19 protein-coding genes, 1 tRNA gene and 1 pseudogene are annotated in these 26,286 nt (G+C 47.6%); 2 read left to right on the top strand and 19 right to left on the bottom strand.

Annotation, left to right across the window (positions count from 1 at the left end):
- Positions 1–52: 52 nt before the first annotated feature.
- The 5 genes and pseudogenes from T426_RS0100450 to T426_RS0100430 form a co-directional block, all read right to left on the bottom strand.
- On the bottom strand, positions 53–730 hold the full coding sequence (locus tag T426_RS0100450) for an ABC transporter ATP-binding protein (RefSeq protein WP_025862566.1): 678 nt from the start codon (positions 728–730) through the stop codon (positions 53–55).
- Positions 731–757: 27 nt separating this feature from the next.
- Complete coding sequence (locus tag T426_RS0100445) at positions 758–3,109, bottom strand: ABC transporter permease (RefSeq protein WP_025862564.1); 2,352 nt, start codon at positions 3,107–3,109, stop codon at positions 758–760.
- A gap of 134 nt (positions 3,110–3,243) precedes the next feature.
- A complete protein-coding gene (locus T426_RS0100440; protein WP_025862562.1) occupies positions 3,244–3,921 on the bottom strand; it encodes an ABC transporter ATP-binding protein in 678 nt (225 codons plus the stop codon).
- A gap of 84 nt (positions 3,922–4,005) precedes the next feature.
- Positions 4,006–6,297, bottom strand: a pseudogene (locus T426_RS0100435) (ABC transporter permease); the annotation flags it as partial.
- Positions 6,298–6,399: 102 nt separating this feature from the next.
- Positions 6,400–7,659: an efflux RND transporter periplasmic adaptor subunit gene (locus T426_RS0100430; protein ID WP_234406328.1), complete on the bottom strand. Its 1,260-nt coding sequence runs from the start codon at positions 7,657–7,659 to the stop codon at positions 6,400–6,402.
- 304 nt (positions 7,660–7,963) lie between these two features.
- Between T426_RS0100430 and T426_RS0100425 the strand changes: the two genes are divergently transcribed.
- Positions 7,964–9,316, top strand: a complete 1,353-nt coding sequence (locus T426_RS0100425) for a sigma-54-dependent transcriptional regulator (RefSeq protein WP_027585134.1) — start codon at positions 7,964–7,966, stop codon at positions 9,314–9,316.
- Complete coding sequence (locus T426_RS0100420; protein ID WP_027585133.1) at positions 9,306–10,652, top strand: sensor histidine kinase; 1,347 nt, start codon at positions 9,306–9,308, stop codon at positions 10,650–10,652. Before T426_RS0100425 ends, T426_RS0100420 begins: the two co-directional genes overlap by 11 nt.
- A 39-nt stretch (positions 10,653–10,691) precedes the next feature.
- On the opposite strand, the gene T426_RS0100415 is transcribed toward T426_RS0100420, so the two are convergent.
- From T426_RS0100415 to typA, 14 genes are all read right to left on the bottom strand, one after another.
- Positions 10,692–10,766, bottom strand: a tRNA-Arg gene (locus T426_RS0100415).
- Between the two features lie 82 nt (positions 10,767–10,848).
- On the bottom strand, positions 10,849–12,009 hold the full coding sequence (locus T426_RS22275) for a methionine aminotransferase (protein WP_025862555.1): 1,161 nt from the start codon (positions 12,007–12,009) through the stop codon (positions 10,849–10,851).
- 118 nt (positions 12,010–12,127) lie between these two features.
- The gene (gene recO, locus T426_RS0100405) at positions 12,128–12,853 is read right to left on the bottom strand and encodes a DNA repair protein RecO (RefSeq protein WP_025862553.1); all 726 of its coding nucleotides are present in this window, start codon (positions 12,851–12,853) and stop codon (positions 12,128–12,130) included.
- A 4-nt stretch (positions 12,854–12,857) separates the two neighbouring features.
- Positions 12,858–15,170: a type IX secretion system anionic LPS delivery protein PorZ gene (gene porZ, locus T426_RS24800; protein ID WP_051568904.1), complete on the bottom strand. Its 2,313-nt coding sequence runs from the start codon at positions 15,168–15,170 to the stop codon at positions 12,858–12,860.
- Between the two features lie 42 nt (positions 15,171–15,212).
- Positions 15,213–17,222: a YfhO family protein gene (locus T426_RS0100395; protein WP_027585132.1), complete on the bottom strand. Its 2,010-nt coding sequence runs from the start codon at positions 17,220–17,222 to the stop codon at positions 15,213–15,215.
- Between the two features lie 9 nt (positions 17,223–17,231).
- On the bottom strand, positions 17,232–17,810 hold the full coding sequence (locus T426_RS0100390; protein WP_025862548.1) for a non-canonical purine NTP diphosphatase: 579 nt from the start codon (positions 17,808–17,810) through the stop codon (positions 17,232–17,234).
- Positions 17,811–17,848: 38 nt separating this feature from the next.
- On the bottom strand, positions 17,849–18,076 hold the full coding sequence (locus tag T426_RS0100385) for a hypothetical protein (protein ID WP_025862547.1): 228 nt from the start codon (positions 18,074–18,076) through the stop codon (positions 17,849–17,851).
- A 792-nt stretch (positions 18,077–18,868) separates the two neighbouring features.
- Positions 18,869–20,365 (bottom strand): DNA/RNA non-specific endonuclease, encoded by a 1,497-nt coding sequence (locus T426_RS0100375; protein WP_025862546.1) that lies wholly within the window; start codon positions 20,363–20,365, stop codon positions 18,869–18,871.
- A 240-nt stretch (positions 20,366–20,605) separates the two neighbouring features.
- Positions 20,606–20,815 carry a PspC domain-containing protein gene (locus tag T426_RS0100365; protein WP_025862545.1) on the bottom strand — a complete coding sequence of 70 codons (210 nt, stop codon included), beginning with the start codon at positions 20,813–20,815 and terminating at the stop codon, positions 20,606–20,608.
- A gap of 21 nt (positions 20,816–20,836) precedes the next feature.
- Positions 20,837–21,340, bottom strand: coding sequence for a DUF4252 domain-containing protein (locus T426_RS0100360; RefSeq protein ID WP_025862544.1), 504 nt, complete (start codon positions 21,338–21,340; stop codon positions 20,837–20,839).
- Positions 21,341–21,385: 45 nt separating this feature from the next.
- A complete protein-coding gene (locus tag T426_RS0100355; RefSeq protein ID WP_025862543.1) occupies positions 21,386–22,951 on the bottom strand; it encodes a PspC domain-containing protein in 1,566 nt (521 codons plus the stop codon).
- Positions 22,952–22,983: 32 nt separating this feature from the next.
- The gene (locus T426_RS0100350) at positions 22,984–23,310 is read right to left on the bottom strand and encodes a PadR family transcriptional regulator (RefSeq protein WP_025862542.1); all 327 of its coding nucleotides are present in this window, start codon (positions 23,308–23,310) and stop codon (positions 22,984–22,986) included.
- 23 nt (positions 23,311–23,333) lie between these two features.
- On the bottom strand, positions 23,334–23,789 hold the full coding sequence (locus tag T426_RS0100345) for a hypothetical protein (protein ID WP_025862541.1): 456 nt from the start codon (positions 23,787–23,789) through the stop codon (positions 23,334–23,336).
- A 642-nt stretch (positions 23,790–24,431) separates the two neighbouring features.
- Positions 24,432–26,231, bottom strand: coding sequence for a translational GTPase TypA (typA, locus tag T426_RS0100340; RefSeq protein WP_025862540.1), 1,800 nt, complete (start codon positions 26,229–26,231; stop codon positions 24,432–24,434).
- Between the last annotated feature and the right edge of the window lie 55 nt (positions 26,232–26,286).

The following is a 26,286-nucleotide window of genomic DNA, read 5'->3' as shown; positions in this document are numbered from 1 at the left end:
GTTGAAGGTTTAGTTCAGTTCTTTTGCGAAAATAGTAAACGAGAAGGAGAGTTTAGTTATTCAGTATTTCTTCTTCTATTTCTCCGTCGGTTAGCCGGATAATGCGCTTGCCGTAGTTGGCAAACTCCTGGTTGTGCGTCACCTGAATGATGGTCATACCCTCTTCATTCAGTTTTTTCAGCAGGTCCATTATCATTTTTCCCTGGTCGTGATGCAGGTTCCCGGTAGGTTCGTCGGCCAGCAAAAGTTTGGGTTTCCCTGCGATGGCGCGGGCAATACCAACCAGTTGCTGTTGTCCTCCGGAAAGCTGTTGCGGAAACAAGTCTTTCTTGGCTACCATGTTGAACCGGTCGAGCAAATCGGCGATTACCGACTGGCGTTCTTTCTTCTTCATCCCTTTGTAGAAGAGCGGTGTTTCGATATTTTCGTAAACGGTCATTTCTTCAATCAGGTGAAAAGCCTGGAAGATAAAGCCCACATGATGGCGGTGAAAGTCGACTTTCTTTTTTTCGTTCAGCTGATGGGCCGGCTGATCGAGGAAGAAATATTCCCCTTCGTTCGGGTCGTCCAACAGACCAATGATGTTGAGCAAGGTCGATTTTCCGGCGCCGCTGGGCCCCATGACCGACACAAAATCGCCTTCCGCGACTTCGAGATTCACGTTTTTCAGGATATAGGTCCGTTCGTATTTGTTGTCGTAGTACTTGTAGATTTTTTTCAGACTAATCATGATAGTATATGTTTAATGCGTTGTATTTTATTCATATCGAAGGGCATCTACCGGGTTGCGGGTCGCGGCTCTCCAGCTTTGCCAGCCAACGGCAGCTAAGGCTACCAGTAAGGCAAGCAACCCACTGAGGATAAAATAACCCGGATGCAACGAAATTCGGTTGGCATAATTGCTAAGCCAGTTATTCAGGGCAAAGTAATCAACAGCAAAAGCCACCAGCATCGCGGCAACTACCCAAATGAGCATATCAAAAAGCAACAGTTGCAGGATTTCCTGTACCGAGCTTCCCATCACTTTGCGGACGCCAATCTCTTTCGTCCGGCGCACCGTGGTGAAAATCGACAACGCCATGATACCCATGAAGCTGATGATAATGGCCAGTATGGTTCCGGCCGAAATCAGGTGCAGTACCCGTTCTTCGCCGGCAAACTTGTCATTGTAAATATCGGTTAACCGGAAAGAGCTAAATATAAAGTTCGGATCGTACTGTTGAAAGACCGAAGTTACCTGCTTTTGCTCAGCCTTGGTAAACGTTCCGGAAGTGCGGAAGAAGAAGTACTGCAGGCCGGTATCGTAATTGGTCAGCGCAAGCGGAGCAATCTTTTCGCTGCTGCTGGAATTATAATAGAAGTCATGCACAACACCAATTATTTTCATGGGATCGGTATGCATAATCACCAATTTTCCAATCGGGTCTTTGATACCCAGCATTTTCACGGCTGCTTCGTTGAGGATAATTGCCTGTTGATCCGTTTTCCGATCATCGAAAAAGCGGCCCTGTAAAAGACGAAGCTGCATGGTTTTTCCAAACCCTGGATGGATCCGGTATTCGTTAATGCCATGGAAACTCCCGGTTGTGTTTCCGTAAAGTTTGATTCCCTGTCCGCTGGATCCGCTACCCATACGGTGTCGCGAATAGGCGGTACTCTCCACAAAGGGCATCTTATTTAGTTCGTTCTGTATTGTCTTAGCGTGAGCTTTGGTTTCTTCGTTTAAACCGGAAATGCCAATCACGTTGGATGCATTGAAGCCCAACGGAACATTTTTCAAATAGTGAATCTGTGATCGGATAACCACCAGCGAGGTAATCAGGAAGATGGCTACTGAAAATTGCACAACAACCGATAAAATAGATAAGGGACTTCGTTTTCGTCTGGTATCGCGCTGACCTTTCAGTCCGGTTACCAGATTGATGCCGGACAAGTGGAATGAAGGGTACGCACCGCTGATTAGCACCAATAAAGCGAGAAAGCCCAGCACGATTAAAATCCCGGAAGGGGAGAACAATTCGGATGCCGGCAGCGAACGCTGCATCAGGTGGGCAAACCACGGGCGAGCTATACCGGTTAACCACACAGCGAGGAACAAGGCAAAAAAGCTGATGATCCCGGTTTCGGTGTAGAACAGTTTAGCCAGTGTTCGTTTGTCGGCTCCCAATGCCTTTCGTGACGCAATTTCTTTGATTCTTTTTTCTCCGTGAAGGACATACAGGTTGATGTAGTTGATCATGGCGATTAGCAGGATGAAAAAGGCCAGTCCGGCAATCAGGTAGATACTGCCCAGGCTTCCTTTCTCCGATAAATCGTAATCAGCTTTGGTGTGGAGATGAATCCGGGTCAGGGGCTCCGTTTCGGAGGTAACCTTCATGTCGAAAGGTGCGGCCCACGGCTTCATCAAATCTGAATTTACCCGGTTGATTTGTGCCAGGGTTTGTGCCCGGTTGGCATGAGCGTTTAAAAGGAAGTATGTGAAGAAATCCAAACCTCCGAATCGTTCCGGATGTACGGACGACATGGATGCCAGCAAATCGAACTGAAAATGGGTAGTTGAGGGGAGCTTTTTGATGACTCCGGTGATGGTGAACGGCTGGTCGGAAATGGAAATCACTTTCCCAATACAATCGGTCGTTCCGAAGAGCTGTTTGGCTGTTTGGCCGGTCAGTACCACCGTGTTTAAATCACGTAAAGCGGTTTCCTGGTTTCCGGCAAGGAGGTTTAATCCGAAAACCTTGAAGAAACCCGGATCGGCATAAAGGAGTTCTTTCTTTTCAAACCGCTGTGTTTTGGTATCGACATTGACGTCCCAGCCGCGATACAGCTGTGTTGCTGCCTCAATTCCGGGCACCTTAGCGGGAATCTCGTTATAAGCATCACGAAGACATATTGGTTCGTTTTCAGTCGACTGTTTTTCGACGACGTGATTGACAATTCTAACGACACGGTCTTTGGTGGGGAATTGCTGGTCGTAGCTAAGCTCATGACGGACATAAACTGATAGCAAAAGAAAGGCCGCCAAGCCGAAAGCCAATCCGGGAAGGGTAACGAAGATCAGGAGCGGATTTCGTTTCAAAGTGCGAAAGGTGTAGCGAAGTTGCTTCATGGGACAAGGTTTATGCTCAGCATTTCTTTTTCATACAGTCTGTCTAAATTGAACGGGGAGATGAACCGGGATGGGCAAAATCGATATTGAAATTGCACCATCCCATTTGATCTACCCTATGAAGTAGAATGAACCTATCTGTTATGCTTTTCTGTAATAATCTGACCGTCGAACAGGTTAATAATGCGATGGGCGAAATCGGCGTCGTGCTGCGAGTGAGTCACCATTACGATAGTGGTTCCCTCGTTATTCAGTTCCGAAAGCAGATTCATTACCTCCAGACCATTGTTGGAGTCGAGGTTACCGGTGGGCTCATCGGCGAGGATGAGGCCCGGATTGGCTGCTACGGCACGGGCAATGGCGACACGTTGCTGCTGACCTCCCGATAATTGCCGGGGGAAGTGTTTCCGCCGGTGACTGATTTTCATCCGTTCGAGAATAGCTTCGACGCGGGCCTTTCGTTCCGATGCTTTCATCTTTAGGTAGATGAGCGGCATCTCCACATTTTCGAAAACGGTTAGCTCGTCAATCAGGTTAAAACTCTGGAAGACAAAGCCAATGTTTCCCTTGCGCAACTGGGTACGATCCCGTTCCCGCATCTTCGACACTTCCACGCCGTCGAACAGATAGGTGCCAGCCGAAGGGTTATCGAGCAACCCGACAATATTCAGTAACGTTGATTTGCCGCAACCCGAAGGTCCCATAATGGCCACAAATTCGCCCTTTTTAACATTGAAATTAACCGAATTTAATGCTGTCGTTTCCACTTCTTCGGTCTGGAAAGTTTTCGTCAGATTTTCTGTTTGTATCATGATGCTAAGATTTTGTATTCAAAATATATTGTGAAAATTTAATCAGAATTATTCATTTCGTAAACTATCAACCGGATTGGTATTGGCTGCTTTATAACTGAAATAGTTAATGACGGTCAGGCAAATACTAAGGACAATCATGGCAGCGCTAACAAATACCCACCAGGGCAGATTAGTCCGGTAGGCAAAGTTCTGCAACCATTGGTTCATGAAATACCAGGCCAAAGGAACACCTATCACCACGGCAATGCCAATCCATCGAATAAAGCTTTGATTCAATAGAATAAGTATTTGCATGGTCGAAGCTCCGTTGGTTTTGCGCAGGGCAATCTCTTTCGAACGTTTCTGCGTCAGGTAAGTTACCAGACCGATGATACCAATCAGGGCAATCAGCAGCGACATCAATGTACCGAACTGGATGAAGTTCGCCAGTTTATTTTCACGGCTGTACAATGATGCATATTTCTGATCGAGGAATTGGAGGGACGGTGCCGGAGCCGACGAAAACTTCGACCAGGTGTTTTTGATGTATTGCTCTGTTTGAGTCAGGTTTCCAGGTTGTACTTTCAACAGGATATACCGTTGCCATCCCGGATTATCGGTCAGCCAAAAGACCATGGGTTGTAATTCCTCCCGCAAGGAAGAGAACGTAACATTTTTGGCAACACCTATCACGTGTCCGGCTCCGCCCAATGCCGGGAAAGATACATCCAGCGGATTTTTCCATCCGTAGTTTTGAACTGCCTTTTCGTTTACGATTAAGTCATTCCTGTCTGCAGCTATATTTTGAGAGAAGGCACGGCCTTTATCGATTTTGATGTGAAAGAAATCGAGGAAGCGTTCATCAACGGGCCAGGCCCAGAGTGTGACATGTTGTTCGCCGACATCGCGTCCCCATGACATTTGCACCTGTCCGGGAACAAATCCCGCGTACGTATAATTGGTTATTTGATTGTTCTTCAGTAATTCTTCGGCGAAAGCCCTGCCATGCTGGGTGATAGAGCCATCGGTTTGTAGGTAAACTACGTTGTTGGGAGATAAACCGGTATCGAAGTTTTTCCAGAAATTCAACTGCCGGTGAATGGTGAAAGCCCCAATAATGAGCGCGGTGGAAATGACCAGCTGTAACGTGGTTAATGTTCCTCTCAGGAGTTTGCCGTTACCGGCAAACTGAACTTCCCCATGCAGGATTTTGGCGGGTTCGGCGGATGAGAGGAGGTAAGCCGGATACAGACCGGCAAAAAAGCCGAACAGAATAGCTAACACCGCGGGAAGCAGAAGCAAGTTCGTTTGCTTCATCATGGACAAATCCCGGTAAGGAAGAATGTCCTGCATATCGGTTCCCAGTAGCTCAACAGCCACGGTTGCCAGTAAGAAAGCTATCAACGCGAGAGCAATAGCCTCGAAAATGATTTGTAACTGTACCTGGAAGCGTGTCGCCCCCAGTGCCCGTTGAATGCCCAGTTGATGAATCCGCTTGCCGGCTTGTACGGAAATCAGGTTGATATAATTTACAAAGGCCATGAGCAAAATCAAAAAAGCTACCGACCCGAATATTTTCAAAAACAGGGGATTAATAGAGTTGAGGAAGTCGGTGCTTCCGTCACTGTTGAGGTGAATATCCTTGAGTGGTTTTAGATAAAGTAGTTTATCCCAATGAACACTCTTTTTGAAAGCGTTGAAGTCCTTTGTCATACTCCCCGCATTGGCTTCGATCTTTTGGGCTGTTTGATCGGGATTGGCACCTTGCTTCAACAGAAAAAACAACACATAGCTATATTCCGAAGCCAAATTGGCACCGCTGTTCGGATCTTCCGTTTCGGTAGCCATCGAAAAGAAGCAATCGGTTTTGACAGACGAATTGGACGGAATGTCCTTCATCACACCGGTAATGGTGAATGGACTTCTTCCCCGTATGTACGTAATCTGCCGACCAACCGGGTTCTCGCCGCCAAATATTTTATGGGCCAGCGACTGAGAAATGACGGCAGTAAAGGGTTTGCTCAGTGCTGTTTCCGGGTTTCCCTGAAGCAATGGGAACGTGAATGTGCTGAAAACCTCCTTGCTGGCGAAAATAGGTTTAGCCAGGTAATCGTTTTCAGGTTTGTCGGTCCGGTGAACATTGTTTAAGTTGGATAGTTGGTGAAACACGGTGACGGACTTCACTTCGGGAATGGAATTACCGATTTCCTTTTTCAGTAATGCAGGGAGTGTTGCCTGACGCTTTCCCTGGTCTATTTTGGCGGTCAACAAGTATATGTGGTTGTAATTCTTGTTGAATTTATCGTAGCTCAACTCATGTTGCATGTAAATCATAATGAGCAGGAAACCAAAGAAAGCCAGTGTAAGCCCTAAAACGTTGAGCAGTGTGGTCATTTTCTGCTTCAGCAGGCTTTTCAGCGCAATTTTAAGTCCTTTAAATATCATCGTTATCAAGTATCTCGTTTGATAGATTATGAAATGCTTTATCTCACAGGTTTATTTAAAAACCACTCGTTGGTTATCTCCAAAGGTGTCGTACCCGGAGGTAATCACCTGTTCGCCCGGTTCCAGTCCTTCAAGTACTTCATAGTACTGCGGATTCTGCCGTCCAATCCGGATGTTGCGGCGTGTGGCTTCGCTACCGTCTTTGGTCAGGACAAAAATCCATTGTCCTCCGGTTGACTGGAAGAATCCTCCACGCGGAATCAACACCGATTTTTGTGCCTGTCCCAGCTGCAGTTCCACATGGTAAGTTTGTCCCGAGCGAATATTTTTCGGCACTTCGTTATCGAAGACCATATCAATTTTGAAGGTACCGTTGCGAACTTCCGGGTAAACCTTTTTCACGGTCATATCATAGGCTTTATCCTGTCGGGTAAACGAGGCCTTCAAGCCTTTTTTAACCCGGTCAATGTAGTGCTCGTCAACCTGGGCGGTTACTTTGAATGCACTCAGATCGTTTACCTGACCAATACGACTTCCCTGCGGAATAGACTGACCGATTTCGGCGTCGAGCAAACCAATTTGGCCGTCGATGGGGGCCTTCACATCCAGATTATCCATCCGTTCTTTCACTAAATCGAGGTTGGTTTTCATCCGGTCGAGGTTGTATTCCATCTGCTTGACCTGAACAGCGCGGAAAGCTGAATCGGTTTTTTGTCGCTCATCCAGAATTTTACTGGTTTTCACCGCATAATCGTAATCTTCTTTGGAAGCCAGGTATTCATCTTCCGAAATCATGTCTTTTTTATAGAAGCGCTTGTTTTGTGTAAACTTCCGCTTCTTTTTCAGAATGTCGTAATCCATCTCCAGGATATTACGTTGCAGGGATAGTTTGTCCTGCTCCATCTGAATACGGGTGTTACGGAGGAAGTTAATTTGTTCGGCCAGTCGTGCTTCGGCCGTGAGAATATTCAATTTCAAGTCGGGATTGGATAACTTCAGGATGATATCTCCCTTTTTCACCATGGCACCTTCGTCATTGATAATTTCTTCTACGCGCCCGCCTTCGGTTGCATCGAGGTAAATAAAACGAATGGGCTCCACGGTTCCGATAACCCGGATGTAGTCGTTGAAAAGCCCTTCTGTAACCGGACTGACGGAAACTTTGTCCCGCTCGACCCGAATGGTTGATTCGTGATTACCAAAAACCAACGACATCAGAAAAACGAGGAAGACCAGTCCTCCTCCAATCATCCAGAAATGCTTCTTCTTTAATCCTTTCTTTTGCTCTATTTGGCGATCCATTCCAGACATAAGAATTCAAAAATTAGAAAGTCCTTACCGACTTGTTTTTAAAAATTCAGAATTAAATTTTCGTTTTCATTCATCCGAAAAAGCTTTGATTCGGTACTATCGTGTACACTTTCCCGGATTCGCCTCCTTATTTACCAATTCTGTGCCAACAGATGTAATGATTACATCTTCAGTAAAATAAGCGAATGTATTCTTCTGTTATGCTGGTCGAAATGTCAAGTTTCTTTACAAGTTCGACAAATGTTTTTACAACCCCTTGATTGTCGGGGATTGGCAACTTATCTTTGATTATCAAATTGTGCCTATGACTTCCGGAAATATCTTAATCGTTGACGACAACCGAACTGTATTACGTGCCCTGGAACTGGTACTTCAGCCGGAATTTAGTAAGGTTTCGACACTCTCCAATCCCAACCGGTTGCCCTTCTTTTTGCAAACCAATTCGGTAGATGTTATTCTACTCGACATGAATTTTGTGGCTGGAGTGAATACCGGGAACGAGGGAATTTTCTGGTTGACCGAGATCAAAAAGATGAAGCCGGATATTCCGGTTGTGATGATTACAGCCTTTGGCGATGTGGACCTGGCGGTGAAAGCGCTGAAAATGGGAGCGTCGGATTTTGTGCTGAAACCGTGGGATAACAACCGGTTAATCGATACACTGAAATCGGCTGTCAGGGTACGGCAGTCGCAGGAAAAACTGGGAAAGTCGGCAGGTAAGACAGAAAAGAGCGATCACAAAGAGGACAATGTGGAGCTGCTGGGACAATCCAGCGCGATGAAATATGTTTTCCGGTTGATCGAGAAAGTGGCGCCTACCAAGGCCAACGTACTAATCACGGGTGAAAACGGCACCGGAAAGGAACTTGTTGCACAAGCTATTCACCGGCATTCGGAGCGGGCCAACAAACCATTGGTGAGTGTCGACATGGGCGCTATCAGCGAAACGCTGTTCGAAAGTGAGCTGTTTGGCCATGTGAAAGGCGCTTTTACCGATGCACGCGTCGACCGCGAAGGGAAGATTATCATTGCTAATGGCGGCACTCTTTTCCTCGATGAAATCGGGAATCTCTCGCTTCCATTGCAGGCAAAACTTTTGGCGGTGTTGGAAAACCGGCAGGTTATCCCGGTAGGAGCTAACCGACCCGTGTCGGTAGATATCCGGCTGATTTGTGCGACCAACTGTAACCTGGAAGCGATGGTGGAAGAAGGAAAATTCAGGGAAGACCTTTTGTTCCGTATGAACACCATCCGCATCGAGGCACCGCCATTGCGCGAGCGGGAGGAAGACATTGTATTGCTGGCAAAGCATTTTCTGGAGTTTTACGGCGAGAAATACCACAAGCAACATCTTACCCTTTCGGGAATGGCGCGGGAAAAAATACGCCGCTATTCCTGGCCGGGAAACGTAAGGGAATTACGTCATGCCATCGAAAAGGCCGTTATCCTGGCTGATGGCGAGGTGTTGCAACCTGAAGATTTTCATTTCCGTCCGGTTATCGAGCAGGAAGAGGCGCCCACCACGCTGGAGGAAATGGAGCGTAGCATGATTGAGCAGGCGCTCGAAGAGAGTGGTGGCAACATGAGCTCGGCAGCCACGCGGCTAGGAATTACAAGACAAACGCTCTACAATAAAGTGAAGAAATATGGGCTTTAACCGATTCAACCGGAGACTCGCCGGCTTTGTTCTGGTGATGGGAGCCCTGGCTATTCTGGCGGCCTTTTTGTGGTTCGCCAGCTGGTATCTTTGGAGTGGATTGTCGTTGTTTGTTTTTATAATCGTCACAGCCCGTTTGTACCGTTTTCTCGGAAAAACGAACCGCGATTTGAGCCTTTTTTTCGAGGGAATGCTGAATGAAGATTCGTCGTTGAATCTCGAGAAGGGAATTGCACCGCCGGGATTTGACGAGTTAAAGGAATCGTTGCTCCGGTTACGCAGTGCCATCCGGAAAGAGCGGGTGCACAACCGTTTTCAGGAACAGTTTTACGCAGAGCTGATTGGCCATTCAGGAACCGGTTTGCTGGCTTACGACGAGAAAGGGAAAGTCATCATCGCCAATCCGGCCGTATTACAACTGCTCAATTTACATCATCTCACTTCCGTGAAAACGCTGGAACACCGCGTGCCCGATTTTTATCAAAAACTGCAGCGACTGAAGCCGGGCAAGCCTTTGCTCTATAAATTTTCAGTCAATGGGCAGGTGGTAGTATTACAGCTCCGCGCCAGCGAATTTATTTTCGGCGATAAGCATTACCATCTACTGGCGTTGCAAAACATCAAAGCCGAGCTGGAAGAGCGTGAAGTGGAATCGTGGCAAAAGCTTTTCCGCATCATGTCGCACGAAATCATGAACTCCATTGCCCCGATTACTTCGCTTGCCCAGTCCATCGGACGTTCGTTGCCCGAAGAGGTTTCGGAAATCTGTACGCAATCCGGAATCGATATCGAGCGTATCCGGAACAGTGCCGGCGCCATTGAGGAACAGGGCGATTTGATGATGTCGTTCGTCGAACGGTACCGGAAACTGTATAAAATTCCTGAACCGGTACTAAAACCCATTGCCATTGAAGACTGGCTTTCGCGTTTCCGGATTTTGTACCACCAAGAGATGCAGCAAAGGAATATCAGATTCCACGTGAACGTATCGAACGGAATCACGGAATTCATGGCCGATGACAAACTGATTTCGCAGGTGGTGATCAACCTGCTGAAAAATGCAGTGGAAGCGGTTTCGGAAACAGAGAATGCCGAGATCAACCTGAGTGTGCAGAAAGGCGAACAGGAAACCCGGATTGTGGTAGCCGACAATGGTGTAGGCATTCCCGAAGAATATGCCGATCAGGTTTTCGTGCCGTTCTTCACCACCCGGCAGGGCGGAAGCGGCATCGGGCTGGCCCTTTCGCGCCAGATTGTACACCGGCATAGCGGAACCCTCTCGTTTCATTCCATTCCGGGAATGGGAACCACGTTTACGGTGGTGTTGCCGGGATAGCTGAAAAAGAAAAAGGAGTAGAAATATTTTTCCACTCCTTGGTAGCCTCACCAGGACTCGAACCTGGATCTACAGTTTAGGAAACTGTCGTTCTATCCCTTGAACTATGGGGCCATAAAAAACACTGCGCTCGGGCAGTGCAAAAATAGATAAAAATCAATTACAGACAAGTCTGGCCGTGCGAATCCGTTTGTCATTACTCAGCCGGATGCAACACCGGAACCGAGCACAAACGCTTGGCTGCTTCTTCCAGAACCTCGTTGTTGCGGGCAAAACAGATGCGCAACATCCGCGACTTGGTTTTCTCGTGCTGAAAAGCAGAGAGCGGCAACACCGAAACACCGTAATCCTTCACCAGTCGCATGGCAAATTCCACGTCGGTTTCGTCCGATATTTTACTGTAATCGATTACTTGGTAGTAGGTTCCGGCAGCTGGAATCACGTCGAAATTACTTTCATTCATCAGGCGGTTGAAATAGTTTCGCCGGCCCTGGTAGAAATCAGCAATCTCTTCGTATTTATTGTCTTCCTGCAGAAATTCAGCCAGCGCATACTGTCCGGGCGTGTTGACACTATAGCCCTGGAACAGCTGAATCTTCCGGAACTCGTTCATTAGTTTTTCAGGGCCAACCACATAGGCGATTCCCCAGCCACTGATTTTATACACAGGTCCGAACGAGGAAACCACCAGGCTACGTTCCGCCAGTTCGGGAACCGACGACATGCTGCGGTGTTTCTCTTCGTCAAAGACAATGTGCTCGAAAATTTCGTTGCTCAGAATCACAATCCGCGTTCCGTTGGTCAGCCTTTTCAACTGGTTGATGTCCTCTTCGTTCATCACCCGTCCGGTTGGGTTTTGCGGGTTGTTGATGATGATCATCCGGGTTTTGGCGTTCATCAGCTTCTTTACCTCATCCCAGTCGATATGAAAATCGGGCTTCTTCAGGTTCACATATACCGGACGTCCGCCATTCAGTTCGATGGCCGAGATGTACGATTCCGAAACCGGCTCGAATAGCAACACTTCCTCACCCTCCTTAATGAAGGCGCTGATAGCGGTGGCCATAGCCTGGGTCGAACCGGCCGTAATGGTTATTTCGGTATTCGGATTGTATTCGTTTTGGTGTAGTTGCTTAATGCGTTCGACAATGACCTGGCGAAGTGGCTCAATCCCTTCCATGGGCGCATAGTTGTTGTATCCTTCCAATACATACTTATGCATCAGCTCAACGAGCGGCTCCGGACTGGGAAGATCAGAAACCGACAGAGCGAGGTCAATTGCATGATGTTCTCTTGCCAATTGGGTCATCATCGCAATGATACTTCTTCTTGATGTTGGCAACTTTGATGAAACCATAGATTATTTTAGAAGATTGGGGTCAAAAGTAGTAATTATTTGGCTGGCGCAACAGCCTTTTTCCACCTACAATTTACTTGATTTTTCGGGAAGAGAAAACGCCTGTGGCAAGATTGTCCTACGAAAACAATTCCCGCAGGATCGACAGGGATTTAATGTGGATGGTACTCTCAAGATGCAAACTGAAATAATTCAGCAAGGCCTCAAGATAGCGGTCGCGGAGTTTGTGATCGAGTTTCAGCGTTTCCAGCGAATCGAAGTTAACGTGGATTAATTTCGCGAATATCCGGCTTTCCTCTTTCATCAGGTAGTCAGGATGAGGAGGAGGCATGGTCACAAACACACCGTTCCGGAGATCGAAATAAGGCTTTTCTTCGGAGTAATTGTCTCTCGGGCCAAATCCCAAGTAACGGGCAAACTGCAGCAAAAAAACCAGGTGAAAGTTGGCGGTTCCTTCCGTAGCCAAATCGAGATATTGTACCGAATGAAACAGGAACTCAAAAAGTTCCGGGCGAGGTTCTTCCTCCCGCAACACTTTATACAGGATTTCCGCCAGGAACATGGCCTGCGTGGATTTCCCGATTTCGAAAGGAATGGAGTTATAAGGAACAGCGTTTCGCATCTCTTTCACCCGCTGTAATTCCCGCCCCGGTTTGTACGATACTTCCATGTCTAGCAGAAAGAGCGGCTGCAACAGGTTAGCTTTGCTGCGCGACTTTTTTCCCCGCACGCCCTGCATCATGAACGACATGCGTCCGAAGGCTTCGGTATACAGCGTGACAATCATGCTGGTTTCGCCGTAGCGAAGGTAATGCAGGACGATGGCGCGTGTTTTCTGTTGCATTGGTTTACCGGATAAAAAGCAGTTTGGAAACAAAACTCTGATCGCCGTTCTGGTCGGAGCAGAAGACCAGGTACACGCCGGTGTTCACACGGCGTCCGTAGGAATCTTTTCCGTTCCAGATGGCTCGGCCACCATTCGACGTGGTCTGGAAAACCAGGTTGCCGGCAATGTCGGTAATCTTCACGGTGGATTGGTCCATCAGGCCGTCGATGGTAATATCGCCGTGGTACGTTTCCCTCACCGGGTTAGGAAACACGTAGACATTCTCGAATGTTTGGTTGCCGCCCGATGCATCGCTCATGTACGACTGGATGCCGTAATCGGTTGCAAAGAATACTTCGCCATTCTTCGCATTGATGGTTATCGACTTAATGTTGTTGGAGAGAAGCGGCGAATTGTCAGTATTGAACTGACGAATGAGTGTTTGCCCGTCATCCGAGAAGAGAAAGGCCCCGGAGTTTTTCGTTCCGAACCATTTCCGGTTGCCGCCATCCACTGCAATCGAAGTCACTACTTCTTTTTCCAGCAGCGGGTGATAGAGGCCGTCACCCAAATCAACGCCGGGTTGGATGCCGTAAAAGTCGGAGGTGTCGAAAACCTTATCGGGATTGTAATATTCCACCACGCCTTTCCCGGTTCCCACCCAAAGTGCGCCATCGTGGTCTTCGGTCATGCACTGGATGTTGGAATAGAGCCTGGAGATGGTGGTTTCGTTGTTGGAGAAGACGCTTCTCACCGTTAGCTTCCGGTATTTGTCGTCGGTCTGGTCGTCTATGGTGCGGTTGTCATCGAAAGCAAACAAACCCACGTTGGTAATGATAACCCATTTAATGCCTGATTTTGTAGCCAGAATATCGCCCACAAAATTGTCGGTGCTTTCCAGTCCCGGATATTTCAGGCTGACCCAGCTACCGTCTTCTTTCAGCACTTTCACCTGGTGCTCGACGAATGCATTGGTCATCCAGAGGTTGTTGTTGCGATCGAACGACAGGCCGCCAATCCAGCACAGATTATCACCGTAAGCTTCCAGTGGCGAGTTGGAAGCATCGTAATGTGCCGTTGCCTGGAGATTATCGAACGCAATCAATCCTTTTCCCCACGAAGCACCGTAAAACCTATCGGGATTTCCGGGTACGGAAGCCACACGAACCAAATCGTTTACATTGTCGAGATTCGTCGTGGTATTAGCGTTGATGGTGTGCCACTCGCCATTGCTCAGAAGATGAACTTCAGCGGGCAGGAATACGTCGCCGCTTTTGGAACCGGTGGCGGCAAAAACGGTCCCGTCGCCTGAAGAGAGTGAAGCGCCCAAATTGTCAGCCGGGCCATCGGGAATGATTTGCTGAAAGCTGCCACCCGCGGTTCGCTCAACCATTCCAAATTTGCTGTCACCGATCCAAAGATTGCCTCCGTTTCCGGCAAATGCATCGGAGGGCGAAATGGTTTGCCACTGCACGATTTCCGGACTGTAGGTGGTGATGGACGAAAGCGAAGAGCCATTGAACACATCAACCGACCCGCTTCGGGTTATCACCAGTTGGTCGTCACTACTGGTCAGGTTCAGACAATCGTTGATGCCGGTAAAAGCTGTTTGCCAGTAATTTCCGTTCCAGCGATATAGTTGTTTGGCTGTATTATCGAAAGCATACACTTCGTTCTGAAAAGAAGCGATGGCGGTAAAGTCGTCGGTGGAACCCGGAACCGAGGTTTGTTGTTCCCAGTTGGCGTAATCCTGCAGGTTGGGTTCGTCTTTTCGCGCCCGGTAAATTCCGTTGGCGGTAGCTGCCCAATAGTACGTATTATCGATGGTCAGCGCATTCACCATCACCGAAGCGCCACCATTTCCAATCAGCCAGGTTTCGCTGATTTCTCGTTTCTCCAGGTTCAGTTTCACGATGCCGAAGCCGCAACTGAGGTAAGCATCGCTGCCATCGGTAGTGATTTGGTTAATGGATTTCCGGGTGAGGTTGGTCTTCCGTTTGATGGCGGAAATGTTGTGAATGGTTTCTCCCTCCAGCAAATCGATGTTGCCGTTGGAATAACCGATCACCAGCATGCCTGCCGCATCCGACCAGCCGATGGCCGAGATTCCGGCATCCGATAATCCTTCCACCCGGGTGAAGGTTTCTACGCTGTTATCGCTCTGGTTATAGCTGAAAAGTCCCTGGCTGGTCGCCGCAAACACTTTTCCGTCGGCTTCGGTCACGGCTATCACATCGTTGAACGAAAGATGCGAACGCCAGTGATACAAAGGCACCTGGGCCTGGGTGATTCCGGTAACCAGTAAAAGCAGGAGAAGGTAAATTCGTTTGTGCATTCCGTCAGGTTTGTTTTCTTGCCCCAAGTTAAAAAAATCGCGTCAGGCAACCGTTTTCTTTTTTTGCTTCCGCAGAAAAGTGTCCCAAAGGAGCCACAACACCAACAGGAAAAAACTGATGGCAGACACCGCAAAAGCTTCCACCACTTTCGTCGGGTGGTAACGGAGCCGGATGTGATGCTCACCGGCTGGAACCGGAATCTTCATCAAGGCCCGGTAGACTGGTTGAATCGTTGTCGCTTTGCCATCGATGAAAGCCTGCCAGCCGTTTTTGAAATTCTGCAGATAAATTAGTTCCGAAGGTTCATTTAGCGAAACATCTGCTTCGATGTAATTAGCGCCAAATCCGGTGATGGCAATTCGGGTGGAATCGTTGTTATTTCCCTTCCGGAAGAAGAGCAACGGATGGTCGATAACCACCCGAAAAACGGACGAATCTTCGAGTGCAAGCCAGTTGCGGTATTGGTACGGCGAATAACCGTCGAAACTAATTTGCTTGTAGAAAGTTGGCACATTCCGCCACAGCGGACGAATATCGGGTGTTCGTTGGCGAACGGTGGCAATTCGTTGGCTCAAATCCGGAAAAGGAAAACCTTTGGGCAACCGGTTTAGTTCGGCTTGGGTTTGGGCCGGCCGAAAATCGTCGATGACTGACATGTGAATGTTGCTTTGAACAGCGAACAACATGTCGATGAAAATAAGGCCGGGCATCACCAGTCTCCAGTTCGCTTTTTTCATCCGGAGAACGAAATACCAGAAAACGAACAGAAGAATTTCCTCCAACACTGCTTGTCGGAAGATAGCATGTAGTGCCTTGTCTTCCAGTTTTCCCGTTAGGAAAAAGAGCAGGAGAGAGGCGAGTAGCGGAAAAACAAAGAGGGCAACAGCCGTCATTCTTCGCAACCGGCGCTTGTGATGTGCGATCATCCGGTTGAGGAATGTCCCGGCCAGCAGCAGGCTAAAAAACACGAAAAACAGCCGGAAAAGGGCCGGGATGCGGAAGTAGTTGAACAAAGGCAGCGTGTAATAAAGCCAGGAGCGCAACGGCAGGCTTTGTCCCAGCGATACGGCCAGGAAAAAAATAGCTCCTGCGAAATACCACCATTCGGTTCGTTTCTTTCCTTTGGTGAAAAGCCAGCTCACGAACAGCACGAGCGGCAGTATGCCAAAGAAAACGTTGACCATTGACTGGTCGCCAATCCAAAATGTGCGACTGTAGTTTTCGGCAGCGGGAAAAAAGAGCGAGAGCAGATCGACCGGATAGAACGGAACGGAGAGAGCCCGATCCAGCGAGATGCCGTTTCCGCGGTGCATCACCGGCATTAAGTCGAGGATTGAAATCCATACCACCGCGCTAACCGCAGCGAAGATAACGCCGAGCAACAGGTGGCTTTTCCATTGGCGGGTCAGCCGTGCAAAATTCTTGTTCCGGATTTCCCGGTAGGTACGCCACAGAAATATTCCCAGAAGAATATAAACCGTAGTGACAAAAAAGGCGAGGTAACCTCCGGTGAACAGGAAAAAGAGGTAAAGAACCGTCAATGCTAAGTGGCGCGGTTTTCCCTTTTCCAGGAAACGGAGATACGCTTCGAGCACAAAAGGCAACCAGGCTCCGCTGATAATCCAGCCCAGGTGTTGGGCATTTCCCACAAAGAAGCCCGAAAACATGTACCCGATGGCACAGAAGAGGGCGACTTCCGGAAGTAGTCCACGGCTTCGCGACAAGCGAAACATCCCCCAACCCGCCAGAAAAATATGCAGTAAAAACTCCAGGCTCAGTGAGTAAAGGGTGTATTTCCCGGCAAGGGCAAACAGCCAGAAGATGGGATACCAGGTTTGCGGGTCGCTGTGCTGCGAAAATCCCAAAAACTGGAATGGATTCCACAAAGGCAACTCACCGTGCCAGGCCGTAGCGGTGATGATGAATCGCCACGGAAAGGAAATATCGAGGGCGTCCCACTTGAGCGTGTTGCGAAAAAAGGCCACCTGCCAGAAAGCGGCCAGCACGGCCACCAGCAAAATGAGCAAGGTCTTTTTTCGCGTTAGCTGCATAATGGAGGTTTAGTTTTTCATCAGGTAGTCGACCAGTTTGGCCACGGCACGGCCCCGGTGACTGATTTCGTTCTTTTCGTCGGCTTCCATCTCGGCAAACGCTTTTTCTTTTCCTTCCGGAAGGAAAATCGGGTCGTAACCAAAACCAGCATCACCGCGTGTTTCATCGAGTATTTCGCCTTCTACTATTCCATCGAATTGCGTTTCTTTCCCATCGATAATAAGCGAAATAACGGTGCGGAAGCGGGCAGTCCGGTTCGTTTCGCCATTCATCAGGCGCAATACCTTCTTCACATTTTCGCGGGCATCTTTTGCCTCACCGGCATAGCGGGCCGAGTAAACCCCCGGTTCGCCATTCAGCGCATCGATTTCGAGGCCGGTATCGTCGGCAAAGCAGTTGATTTGATAGCGCTCCCAAATATAAAACGATTTCTGTGCGGCATTGGCTTCCAGCGTATCACCCGTTTCCGGGATATCGTCGGTACAGCCGATGTCATTCAGGCTGAGCAGTTCGAATTGTTCACCCAGTATTTCGCGAAGTTCTCTCAGTTTGTGTGGATTGTTGGTGGCAAAAACGAGTTTTTTCATAAATGACCTTAAATGCGTTTGGCACAAATGTAAAGCATTTAGGGCGAATCGTCGTTTTCACGGGGAAGGTTCTGTGGTTTTTTCGAGCGGGAGTTGAAGAACAAACGGATGGTGATGCAGAGCGAAACACCGATGAAGAGTCCGGACAGGAACAGCAGCGAAGGGTCGTAGCGGGAAATCACCATTAGCATGAGGCCCGCAATGGCCGATAGAACAGCCAGGCCCAGCCAGGTGATTCGCCGGTTATTTCTTCGTGATGTATTCATGACCAGCGGTTTTAGTAAGAATAAGGTACGAAAAAAGGAGAAGCAGGGAAAGGGAGAAAAGAAGAATGAGCCCCGGATTAATTAAGGCCGGTGGCGACGCCGCGGGAATGTTCTACTCATCCCAACCCTTCTCTAATCATAGAGAAGGACTCACGCCGCTGCGAATTGGCAAGGCATCATTTCCAAAAACAACCTGGTATCCTATCGGGAAAAATGGAAATACAAACGTCGATGCCATCACCGGCCGCCGCCCATCTTTACTTGTAGAGAGGGGCAATTCGGACGCAGTCCGGATGGGGTGAGTAGATAAAAATCCAGCCAACGAGTGCCGCTGACATGTCTGCCTACGCTGACACAACTACTTCATCGCTGAGTGAATAGATTGTTTAAATCTGTTTCAGGGACATTCAGAACTCGTACAAACTACTCCACGTTTGGTTCAAAGAGGTCGGGTGGAGCTGCAAACTACTCGGTTCGTGGTTCGAAGAACTCAGCTTGTCGTTCAAACTACTCCGAAGGTCATGCAAAGTACTTGTGTTCCCGTTCAAAGAACTCGAAGGTTTATGCAGAGAACTCCTTGACTGACTCAATGGCAGTCGTGACTGCTGCAATGACAGTCGGGAGGCGTGCAGAGAACTCAGCGAGCCGTTCGAAGAACTCCGGCGCTTGTTCGGCGAACTTTTCGGTAAAGAAAGTGGGCCAGGGGAGGGCGACGGTCGAAAGGAATTTCCTGTAAAAGAAAAAACGGCCGGAAATATCTCCCGGCCGTTTCGGTGTTTTTATCGACTATGGTTAGTTGGGCGAGTAAGTTTTTGTTTCGATGGCGTCCTGCACCGATTGCGGCAACTCCGACAGGAAGTTGTATCCGGTGGCTTTTTCAATGTCCCTTACGGTGACAATGTACTTGGTCCAGTCGGCATCAATATTATTCGTGTTGGGTGTATTTACCGCCAAAACGGTTGTATTGGAATCGATGCGGCTCAAATCGTTGTCGCCGGTTTTGAGCATGACCGCAATTTTCCAGATATGGGACGGCACGGTAATGTTTCCGTTATCGATGGTGTTCACCGTGGTTCCGTAATAGCCACTTCCGCCTTCCCCGTAAGACCCCATGATGATGTAGATTTCGTAGCCTTTATTCCTGACTTCATCGCGCAGGTAATTCTCCAGGTCGGCCCAGGTATGCTGGTTGTTATTGGGAGCCTGGGGAATCATATTGGTCATGAGAAAAGTAGCAGAGTTGGCGTCGTAGGAGCTGGTCCGGTCGGCCGAAGGGCAGTTGTGTCCCCGGTCGAAACCACTCCCGTGGTAGCTGTTATCCTGCACCTGGAACCAGTCGGAGGGCAAATCGGCCCACGCGGCGAAATTATCCTGCCGGCTCACGGCACGGGTAATGTTCGAAGCATCGAGGTGCCAGCTGACCCAGTTGGGCTCAGCCCGGCTCGCACTGTACGACTCGGTGTAATAACCCATGTCGATGAGGTAATTGTCTTTCGATACGATGGAATTAACGGCGTCTGACGGATTTCCCAACAACATGTTGCTGTTGTCGCCTGATGTGGGAGGCGCGTCGCTTCCGACGGTTACATTTCTTGGTTCAGCTGCATCCGATGTCGAACCTCCTCCGCCACCGGTTGAGGTCGTATCGGGCTCCGAAACGGAAACGCCGGGATTGCCGATTCCTTTGAACGTAATATCGTCGAGATTGACCCGGTTGTCGCCGGATTTCATGATTTTAAACCGTACTGCCAGCGTATCACTGATGCTGAACGAATCGGTTTTCAGTGTGGTGGACGTTTCGGAAATGTCGCTTCCGATTTGAGTGTATGTCGAGCCGCCATCGTCCGATATCATCAACTGCCAGGTGGAATTACCGTCGCTTCCGAATTTTGCATGTTTCACATAAAGCATTTTCACACCATTGATGTCAAAATTCATCGCAATACTTCCATTACGCAAACGCACTGATTGATTACCGTCTTTGGCATCGCTGGATAGATTTCCGAGGAGTGCATCATCCATTTGCCAACTGCCGGTGCTTAACGTTACATCTGCGTCTGCATATGCCGTTTTTTGGCCACTTTCGAAAGTTTCGGTTATCGAAAAAGGATCGGTATTCGTTCCTGGTTGTGAGCCGGAATCTGAATTAGAATCGGAACCCGAATCGGTGCCGGTTTGATTGCCGTCGGTTGGGGTAACCGGTGTGTCATTTTTTGTACAGCTGGCCACGGCCAGAATAACGAAGGCCATGAACAGCCATCGTTGCAGATTTGTCGGTAGTTTCTTCATATCATAAAAATCCTCTAAAACTCGCTGAAACGGGGGAGTTTTCTGTCAGTTAATCATTGGTAGCCCCAAACTTAGGAAAATTACAACGGATAAAGTGTTAAAATTCTAAATGGAACCAGCGGTTATCCGATTTGAGGATATAAAAATGCGAGGGAGTGCTCAGAAGCGGAAGTTAGAAAACAAAAAAAGAGGCAGTGCATTCGAAAAACTGCCTCTTCAAAGGTTTGCCCGAAAGCCGGACTAGTACCCGCTATGATAACGATAGTCAGGTTCGGGCATAATGATGGCCAGTACGAAATAGAGCACTACCATCAGCGGATTTATAAATGATAATACGACCCAGGCTATTCGCACAAATACCGGGTCCATTTGTGGATTCAAATATTCGGAAATGCCGCCGCATACACCAAGTAAGCTTTTGTGATACGACCGGGTTAATCTTTTCTGCATAGCTAACTAAAATTTTGTCGATTAAAGGTCTATCTGGCTTTCGCCGATCGATTTCAACTCATCGAGGTTACGGACATCCATGTCACCATAAAAAGAGATGAGGCAGTTCAATCCATTCGGATTATCGTTCCCGATAACAATGTGACATTCGCGCACTTTTCGCTTGTTGCCTTTGATCCAAAAAGTAACATTATCGGACGGATCGCTGTCTTCAGGTTCCGCCTTTTTATAGTGCATTCGCGAAAGCTTATGGTTCATCATCCGGTAAAAGTTTTTGTGCAGTTCCGCCTTTTTCGGATTGAAAACCATCACCCGGATTTCTTTCAAATCGCCGGTCACTTTTTTGTTCTCATCGTCTAGTGTCAGGTCCACCACATCGAGCATGCTTTTCGATACGGAAAACCAGGAGAAGCCGTCCTGATGATCAAATTCGTTGTAAATCCGGTACGATTTACTTTGCCCGTTGGAAACCAGCGAGGTTAACAACAGCGCAATCATGATTCCGATTTTATAAATCAAACTCATCTCGGTTTTGTTTTTATGGATGAATTCTGTTGTCCGGCAAACGGATTATTTTGCCAGTGAGAGTCCCTGGGGAGTCATTGTCCAGAATTTTCCGACCATGTCGCCATCCCAGGTATTTGTCGTATTTTCGATGTCGTTAATAATCTTGATCATTCTATCACCGAGGTAAACGGTTTTTCCTACCGGAAGACGCAGAATGACATGCACTTCCTGGTCGCGCCATTGTTTTCCTTCCGCAATTTCGAACCACGGAGAGAAGTTGACCAGTGAGTCTCTGACGATAATCTTGTAATTAGCACTTTCCGCGTTGTCCTGCGCCATGTCGATTGTTTTCCCACGCGCTTTTGACCGGATGATTAGTTCCGGTTCGCTTCCCGAAGTTGATTCGATATCAAAAGAAGGATGGCCAACCAGTACATCGCGTCCGTTGAGTGTGGCTATGCGCATGTCATCCAGTTGGATGTCATCGTTGATATAATCGCGGTACTGATCCGGAGCCAGCTTCAGGTAAAGTGTATCGGCTTTGGTCGTGATTTCACGCCGTTGCGTAAACGTTCCCTGACGTTTGAAATAGTTGACTTTGCTGATGCCGGTTCCGAGTAAAATCATCAGGGCAATAATCCATAGAGCAAAAGCACTGAGGCCAACCGCTGCATTATTCGATTTGTACCGGAAGACCAGTTTGGTTCCCAGGTAAATCAACGCCAGCAACGGAATTCCGACCAATGCAGCAACCGAAATCATTAACCAGTTTAAGGTGTCAGTTCCTACATAAAAATGGAAGAATTGTGGAATCATATGGCTGCCCCAGGGAACAATTCCCAGAAAGGCATTCGATACGAATAACGATCCGACCAAACCGATGATGGTGAGCAATCCACCGACAATCAGTCCGACTCCAATAATGATTAGCAAAACTTTCAGTATCACGCGGAGAACGGAACCCAACACACTACCAGCTTCATTTACTTTTTCCCGTCCCCGCTCGTACGAAGGGGAATTTCGGAACTTTTGATAATTTTTTTTTACGTCCTGAAATTCATCTTTAATGGTCTTCTTTATATTGTCGATGTTGACATCTTCACCTCTCATTTCCAGTCGTTGTGACGTGCTGGAAGCTTTCGGGACGACAATCCAGAAAATCAGGTAAAGCAACACGATGATTCCGTGTGAAACGAGGAACAGTAAAACGAAAGCTAAACGGAAAATGACAGGATCCAGGTTAAAGTAGGCTCCCAATCCGCCACAGACACCTCCGAGCACCGTGTGTTCCGGATCGCGGTAGAGTCGTTTACCGGTTCGAAAAGTGCGCTTTTTATGATGGGAAGCAGGTTCTTCTTCCTCTTCTTCGGCGGCGAAATCAGAAGGTTGTCCCATTACCTCAATCACTTCTTCCACATGCTGTATGGTGACCACGTTGCCGTCGGATTTTGTTTTTTCCTGGAAGAGCTCTGCAATACGGGCCTCAATGTCCATAATGATTTCTCTTCCTTCCGGATCGGAACCGAAGTATCGGTTAATGTCGAGAAGATAAGCCTGCAACTTTTCGTAAGCATCTTCGTCGATGTGAAAAACGGTTCCGCTGATATTAATGGTTAGTGTTCTTTTCATGTCCAATATTTTTGTGATTCGGGCGAATGCAGTTAACTGTTTTTGATTTCAGCGACAGCCCCGACCAGTTCCTGCCACGAGCCTTCCAGTTCGGAAAGAAATTGGCTGCCGTTTTCGGTTAATTCGTAGTATTTACGGGGAGGTCCCTGTGATGACTCCTCCCAGCGATATCCGAGCAGACCGGCATTTTTTAACCGGGTGAGCAGCGGGTAAAGCGTGCCTTCCACCACAATCATGCGTGCCGACTTCATCTCACCGATGATGTCGGAGGCATAGGATGGGCGCTTGGAGAGTATCAGGAGTATGCAGTACTCCAGAACTCCTTTACGCATTTGAGCTTTTGTATTTTCCAGTTTCATTATTGTGATCCCTTTCTTTATACTTACATCAGCCGGCAACAAATCGGGGTATCCTGGTTTTTAGTATCCGGGTTCGATTTGTTATCATTCTCCAGCTTAGTAGTCCCACTAGTACTTGTATGGCTATTGTTATTTGATGCTTTTGTTGCTTTCAGTGTTTTGTTGTCTTTCTTTAACGGAATGGGGTTGGCAATCCGTGTATGTATAGGAAGACTCAGCACCTTGTCGGAAGCATTTTGTTTTGTTTTCTTTTTGTGCTTCTGCTTATCCTTTTGAAAATGAGTTTCCATTTCGGTAGCTGCTGCATCGATCAATTTTCCGGGAAGTTTTAAAAGAACCGTGGAAATCACCGTGCTCTTTGAACCTTCTCCAACCAGCAGGGAAGCTGGGTAAAAGCTGACTGTCCTCGTACAGGAACTTAAAACCAACAGGGTTGTCAGTGCCAGGGTTACTTTGATGTGATTTCCTATTCGTTTCATGACTACTTTTCGGTTTACATTTCAAAAATACCTTTTAAGGCATTGAAGTATGTAATGCAAATATATGTACAAAAAACAGTACCATGCAATACAAAGTAGTATATTTTTCAAGAAAAGTTTATTTTTTTTCAGACTGAAGGAGTGATTATCATACTGAAAACCTTTGTGTAAAAGGAATTCGCAGTGTTTTTGGGAAAGAATATTTTTAATGATTTTCTTTGAGATAAGCTGAAATTTTTCAGCTCATTTCAATAATTATGTCTTCTTCCGGAAGGAAAAAAGAAAGACTGCCTGCCGAAAAATAGTCCGGAGGCAGCCTTTGGGGTTTCAAGATTGGTTATTTAATTGGGCTTACTGTTTCTTTAAACACATTTTATGTGACGCTAAGAAATAGTAAATGCACAATACGGACTGTCCAGAAAGTAAAATCTAATTGTCAAATCGTAAAAATTTTATACAAAGTAGTCTGTAAGCCTTGAAATGTATGGATAGACAATTGGTCTGTCGGGTGGCCAAAAAGTTGACAGGGCTGGGTTTCTCACGTTGATATTATTGAGGGAAAAATCACCTTTTTGGAAAAGTGATGACATAAAAAAACCACTCCTAAAAGCTGGAGTGGTTTAACCCAAATGGTTGGATATATTAATTCTTCGAAGCGCGTTTGCGCTGATTTTCGTCAAGTAAGATTTTACGCAGGCGGATGGATTTGGGCGTTACTTCCACATATTCATCCCGCTGAATGTACTCCAGTGCCTCTTCCAGGCTGAACCGGATAGGAGGAGCCAAACGTACTTTATCGTCGGAACCGGAAGCTCGCATGTTGGTCAGCTTCTTCGATTTGGTGACATTGAGAACGATATCACCTTCACGACTATTTTCACCTACTACCTGACCGGCATAAATGTCTTCCTGTGGGTCGATAAAGAAACGACCACGATCCTGCAGTTTGTTCAACGCGTAAGCGAAAGCGGTTCCGGTTTCCATGGCAATCAATGAACCATTGAGGCGTGTTTCAATCGGTCCCTTATGCAAATCATATTTGTGGAACCGGTGCGAAATTACTGCTTCACCTTGCGTTGCGGTCAACATATTGGTACGAAGGCCGATAATACCGCGTGAAGGAACTTCGAATTCGAGGTGAATTCGTTCGCCTTTCCGCTCCATATTCAGCATTTCGCCTTTTCGCCGGGTGACCATGTCGACAGCTGTTCCACTCATCTCTTCCGGAAGGTCGATGTGCAGCAACTCAATCGGCTCATGTCTCTCTCCTCCAATTTCGCGGAAGAGAACCTGTGGCTGGCCAACCTGCATTTCGTAACCTTCGCGACGCATGGTTTCGATTAATACCGACAAGTGCAATACACCGCGTCCGTGTACATTCCATGCATCGGCTGACTCGGTGGTTTCAACCCGAAGTGCCAGGTTTTTTTCCAGCTCCTGCATCAACCGGTCGTGAATGTGGCGACTGGTCACAAATTTTCCTTCTTTACCAAAGAATGGTGAGTTGTTAATGGTAAATAACATACTCATGGTTGGTTCGTCGACAGCAATTGGGTCGAGTGGTTCCGGATTTTCGAAATCGCAAACCGTATCGCCAATATCGAAACCATCAATTCCGACAAGCGCACAGATGTCACCGTTTTGAACAGAATTAACTTTCTCGCGACCGAGGCCGGTGAACGTTTGCAATTCTTTGACTTTGGTCCGGATGACTTTACCATCACGTTTTACCATCGAAACGTTCATACCTTCTTTCAGCTCTCCGCGGTTGACCCGGCCAATAGCAATTCGTCCGACATATTTTGAATAGTCGAGCGAGGTGATGAGCATTTGCGGTGTTCCTTTATTTTCGATGGGAGCAGGAATGTGTTCAACAATCGCATCAAGCAACGGTATAATATTGTCAGTTTTCTCTTTCCAGTCGGCACTCATCCAGCCCTGTTTGGCTGATCCGTATATGGTTGGGAAGTCCAGCTGCTTTTCGGTGGCGTCAAGCGAGAACATCAGGTCAAAAACTTCTTCCTGAACTTCTTCCGGACGGCAGTTTGGCTTATCAACCTTGTTAATCACCACGATGGGTTTCAGCCCCAGCTGGATTGCTTTTTGTAATACGAAACGAGTTTGCGGCATGGTTCCTTCAAAAGCGTCAACCAGCAGCAATACACCATCGGCCATATTCAGCACACGCTCCACTTCCCCTCCAAAGTCAGAGTGACCAGGGGTATCGATGATGTTAATTTTAGTATCCTTGTAAACTACGGACACGTTTTTAGAAAGGATGGTAATCCCGCGCTCCCTCTCCAGATCGTTACTATCGAGTATCAATTCACCCGGCTTCTGGTTGTCACGGAAGAGGTTCGAGTGAAGGATCATCTTGTCCACCAGCGTAGTTTTTCCGTGGTCGACGTGAGCAATAATAGCAATATTGCGAATGTTCTGCATCTTCAAAAATTTAGTCGGCAAATATATGAATTATATCCGTGTAGTCTCTTGGGGT

Source organism: Prolixibacter bellariivorans ATCC BAA-1284 (genome assembly GCF_000621705.1).
In the GTDB taxonomy this organism is placed as follows: Bacteria; Bacteroidota; Bacteroidia; order Bacteroidales; family Prolixibacteraceae; genus Prolixibacter; species Prolixibacter bellariivorans.
This window is presented reverse-complemented; position numbering and strand designations above follow the sequence as displayed.

Bases quoted from the DNA above. Each gene is read 5' to 3' on its own strand.
- T426_RS0100450 (WP_025862566.1), bottom strand. From the start codon at position 730: ATGATTAGTCTGAAAAAAATCTACAAGTACTACGACAACAAATACGAA.
- T426_RS0100445 (WP_025862564.1), bottom strand. From the start codon at position 3,109: ATGAAGCAACTTCGCTACACCTTTCGCACTTTGAAACGAAATCCGCTC.
- T426_RS0100440 (WP_025862562.1), bottom strand. From the start codon at position 3,921: ATGATACAAACAGAAAATCTGACGAAAACTTTCCAGACCGAAGAAGTG.
- T426_RS0100430 (WP_234406328.1), bottom strand. From the start codon at position 7,659: ATGTCTGGAATGGATCGCCAAATAGAGCAAAAGAAAGGATTAAAGAAG.
- T426_RS0100425 (WP_027585134.1), top strand. From the start codon at position 7,964: ATGACTTCCGGAAATATCTTAATCGTTGACGACAACCGAACTGTATTA.
- T426_RS0100420 (WP_027585133.1), top strand. From the start codon at position 9,306: ATGGGCTTTAACCGATTCAACCGGAGACTCGCCGGCTTTGTTCTGGTG.
- T426_RS22275 (WP_025862555.1), bottom strand. From the start codon at position 12,009: ATGGTTTCATCAAAGTTGCCAACATCAAGAAGAAGTATCATTGCGATG.
- recO (WP_025862553.1), bottom strand. From the start codon at position 12,853: ATGCAACAGAAAACACGCGCCATCGTCCTGCATTACCTTCGCTACGGC.
- porZ (WP_051568904.1), bottom strand. From the start codon at position 15,170: ATGCACAAACGAATTTACCTTCTCCTGCTTTTACTGGTTACCGGAATC.
- T426_RS0100395 (WP_027585132.1), bottom strand. From the start codon at position 17,222: ATGCAGCTAACGCGAAAAAAGACCTTGCTCATTTTGCTGGTGGCCGTG.
- T426_RS0100390 (WP_025862548.1), bottom strand. From the start codon at position 17,810: ATGAAAAAACTCGTTTTTGCCACCAACAATCCACACAAACTGAGAGAA.
- T426_RS0100385 (WP_025862547.1), bottom strand. From the start codon at position 18,076: ATGAATACATCACGAAGAAATAACCGGCGAATCACCTGGCTGGGCCTG.
- T426_RS0100375 (WP_025862546.1), bottom strand. From the start codon at position 20,365: ATGAAGAAACTACCGACAAATCTGCAACGATGGCTGTTCATGGCCTTC.
- T426_RS0100365 (WP_025862545.1), bottom strand. From the start codon at position 20,815: ATGCAGAAAAGATTAACCCGGTCGTATCACAAAAGCTTACTTGGTGTA.
- T426_RS0100360 (WP_025862544.1), bottom strand. From the start codon at position 21,340: ATGAGTTTGATTTATAAAATCGGAATCATGATTGCGCTGTTGTTAACC.
- T426_RS0100355 (WP_025862543.1), bottom strand. From the start codon at position 22,951: ATGAAAAGAACACTAACCATTAATATCAGCGGAACCGTTTTTCACATC.
- T426_RS0100350 (WP_025862542.1), bottom strand. From the start codon at position 23,310: ATGAAACTGGAAAATACAAAAGCTCAAATGCGTAAAGGAGTTCTGGAG.
- T426_RS0100345 (WP_025862541.1), bottom strand. From the start codon at position 23,789: ATGAAACGAATAGGAAATCACATCAAAGTAACCCTGGCACTGACAACC.
- typA (WP_025862540.1), bottom strand. From the start codon at position 26,231: ATGCAGAACATTCGCAATATTGCTATTATTGCTCACGTCGACCACGGA.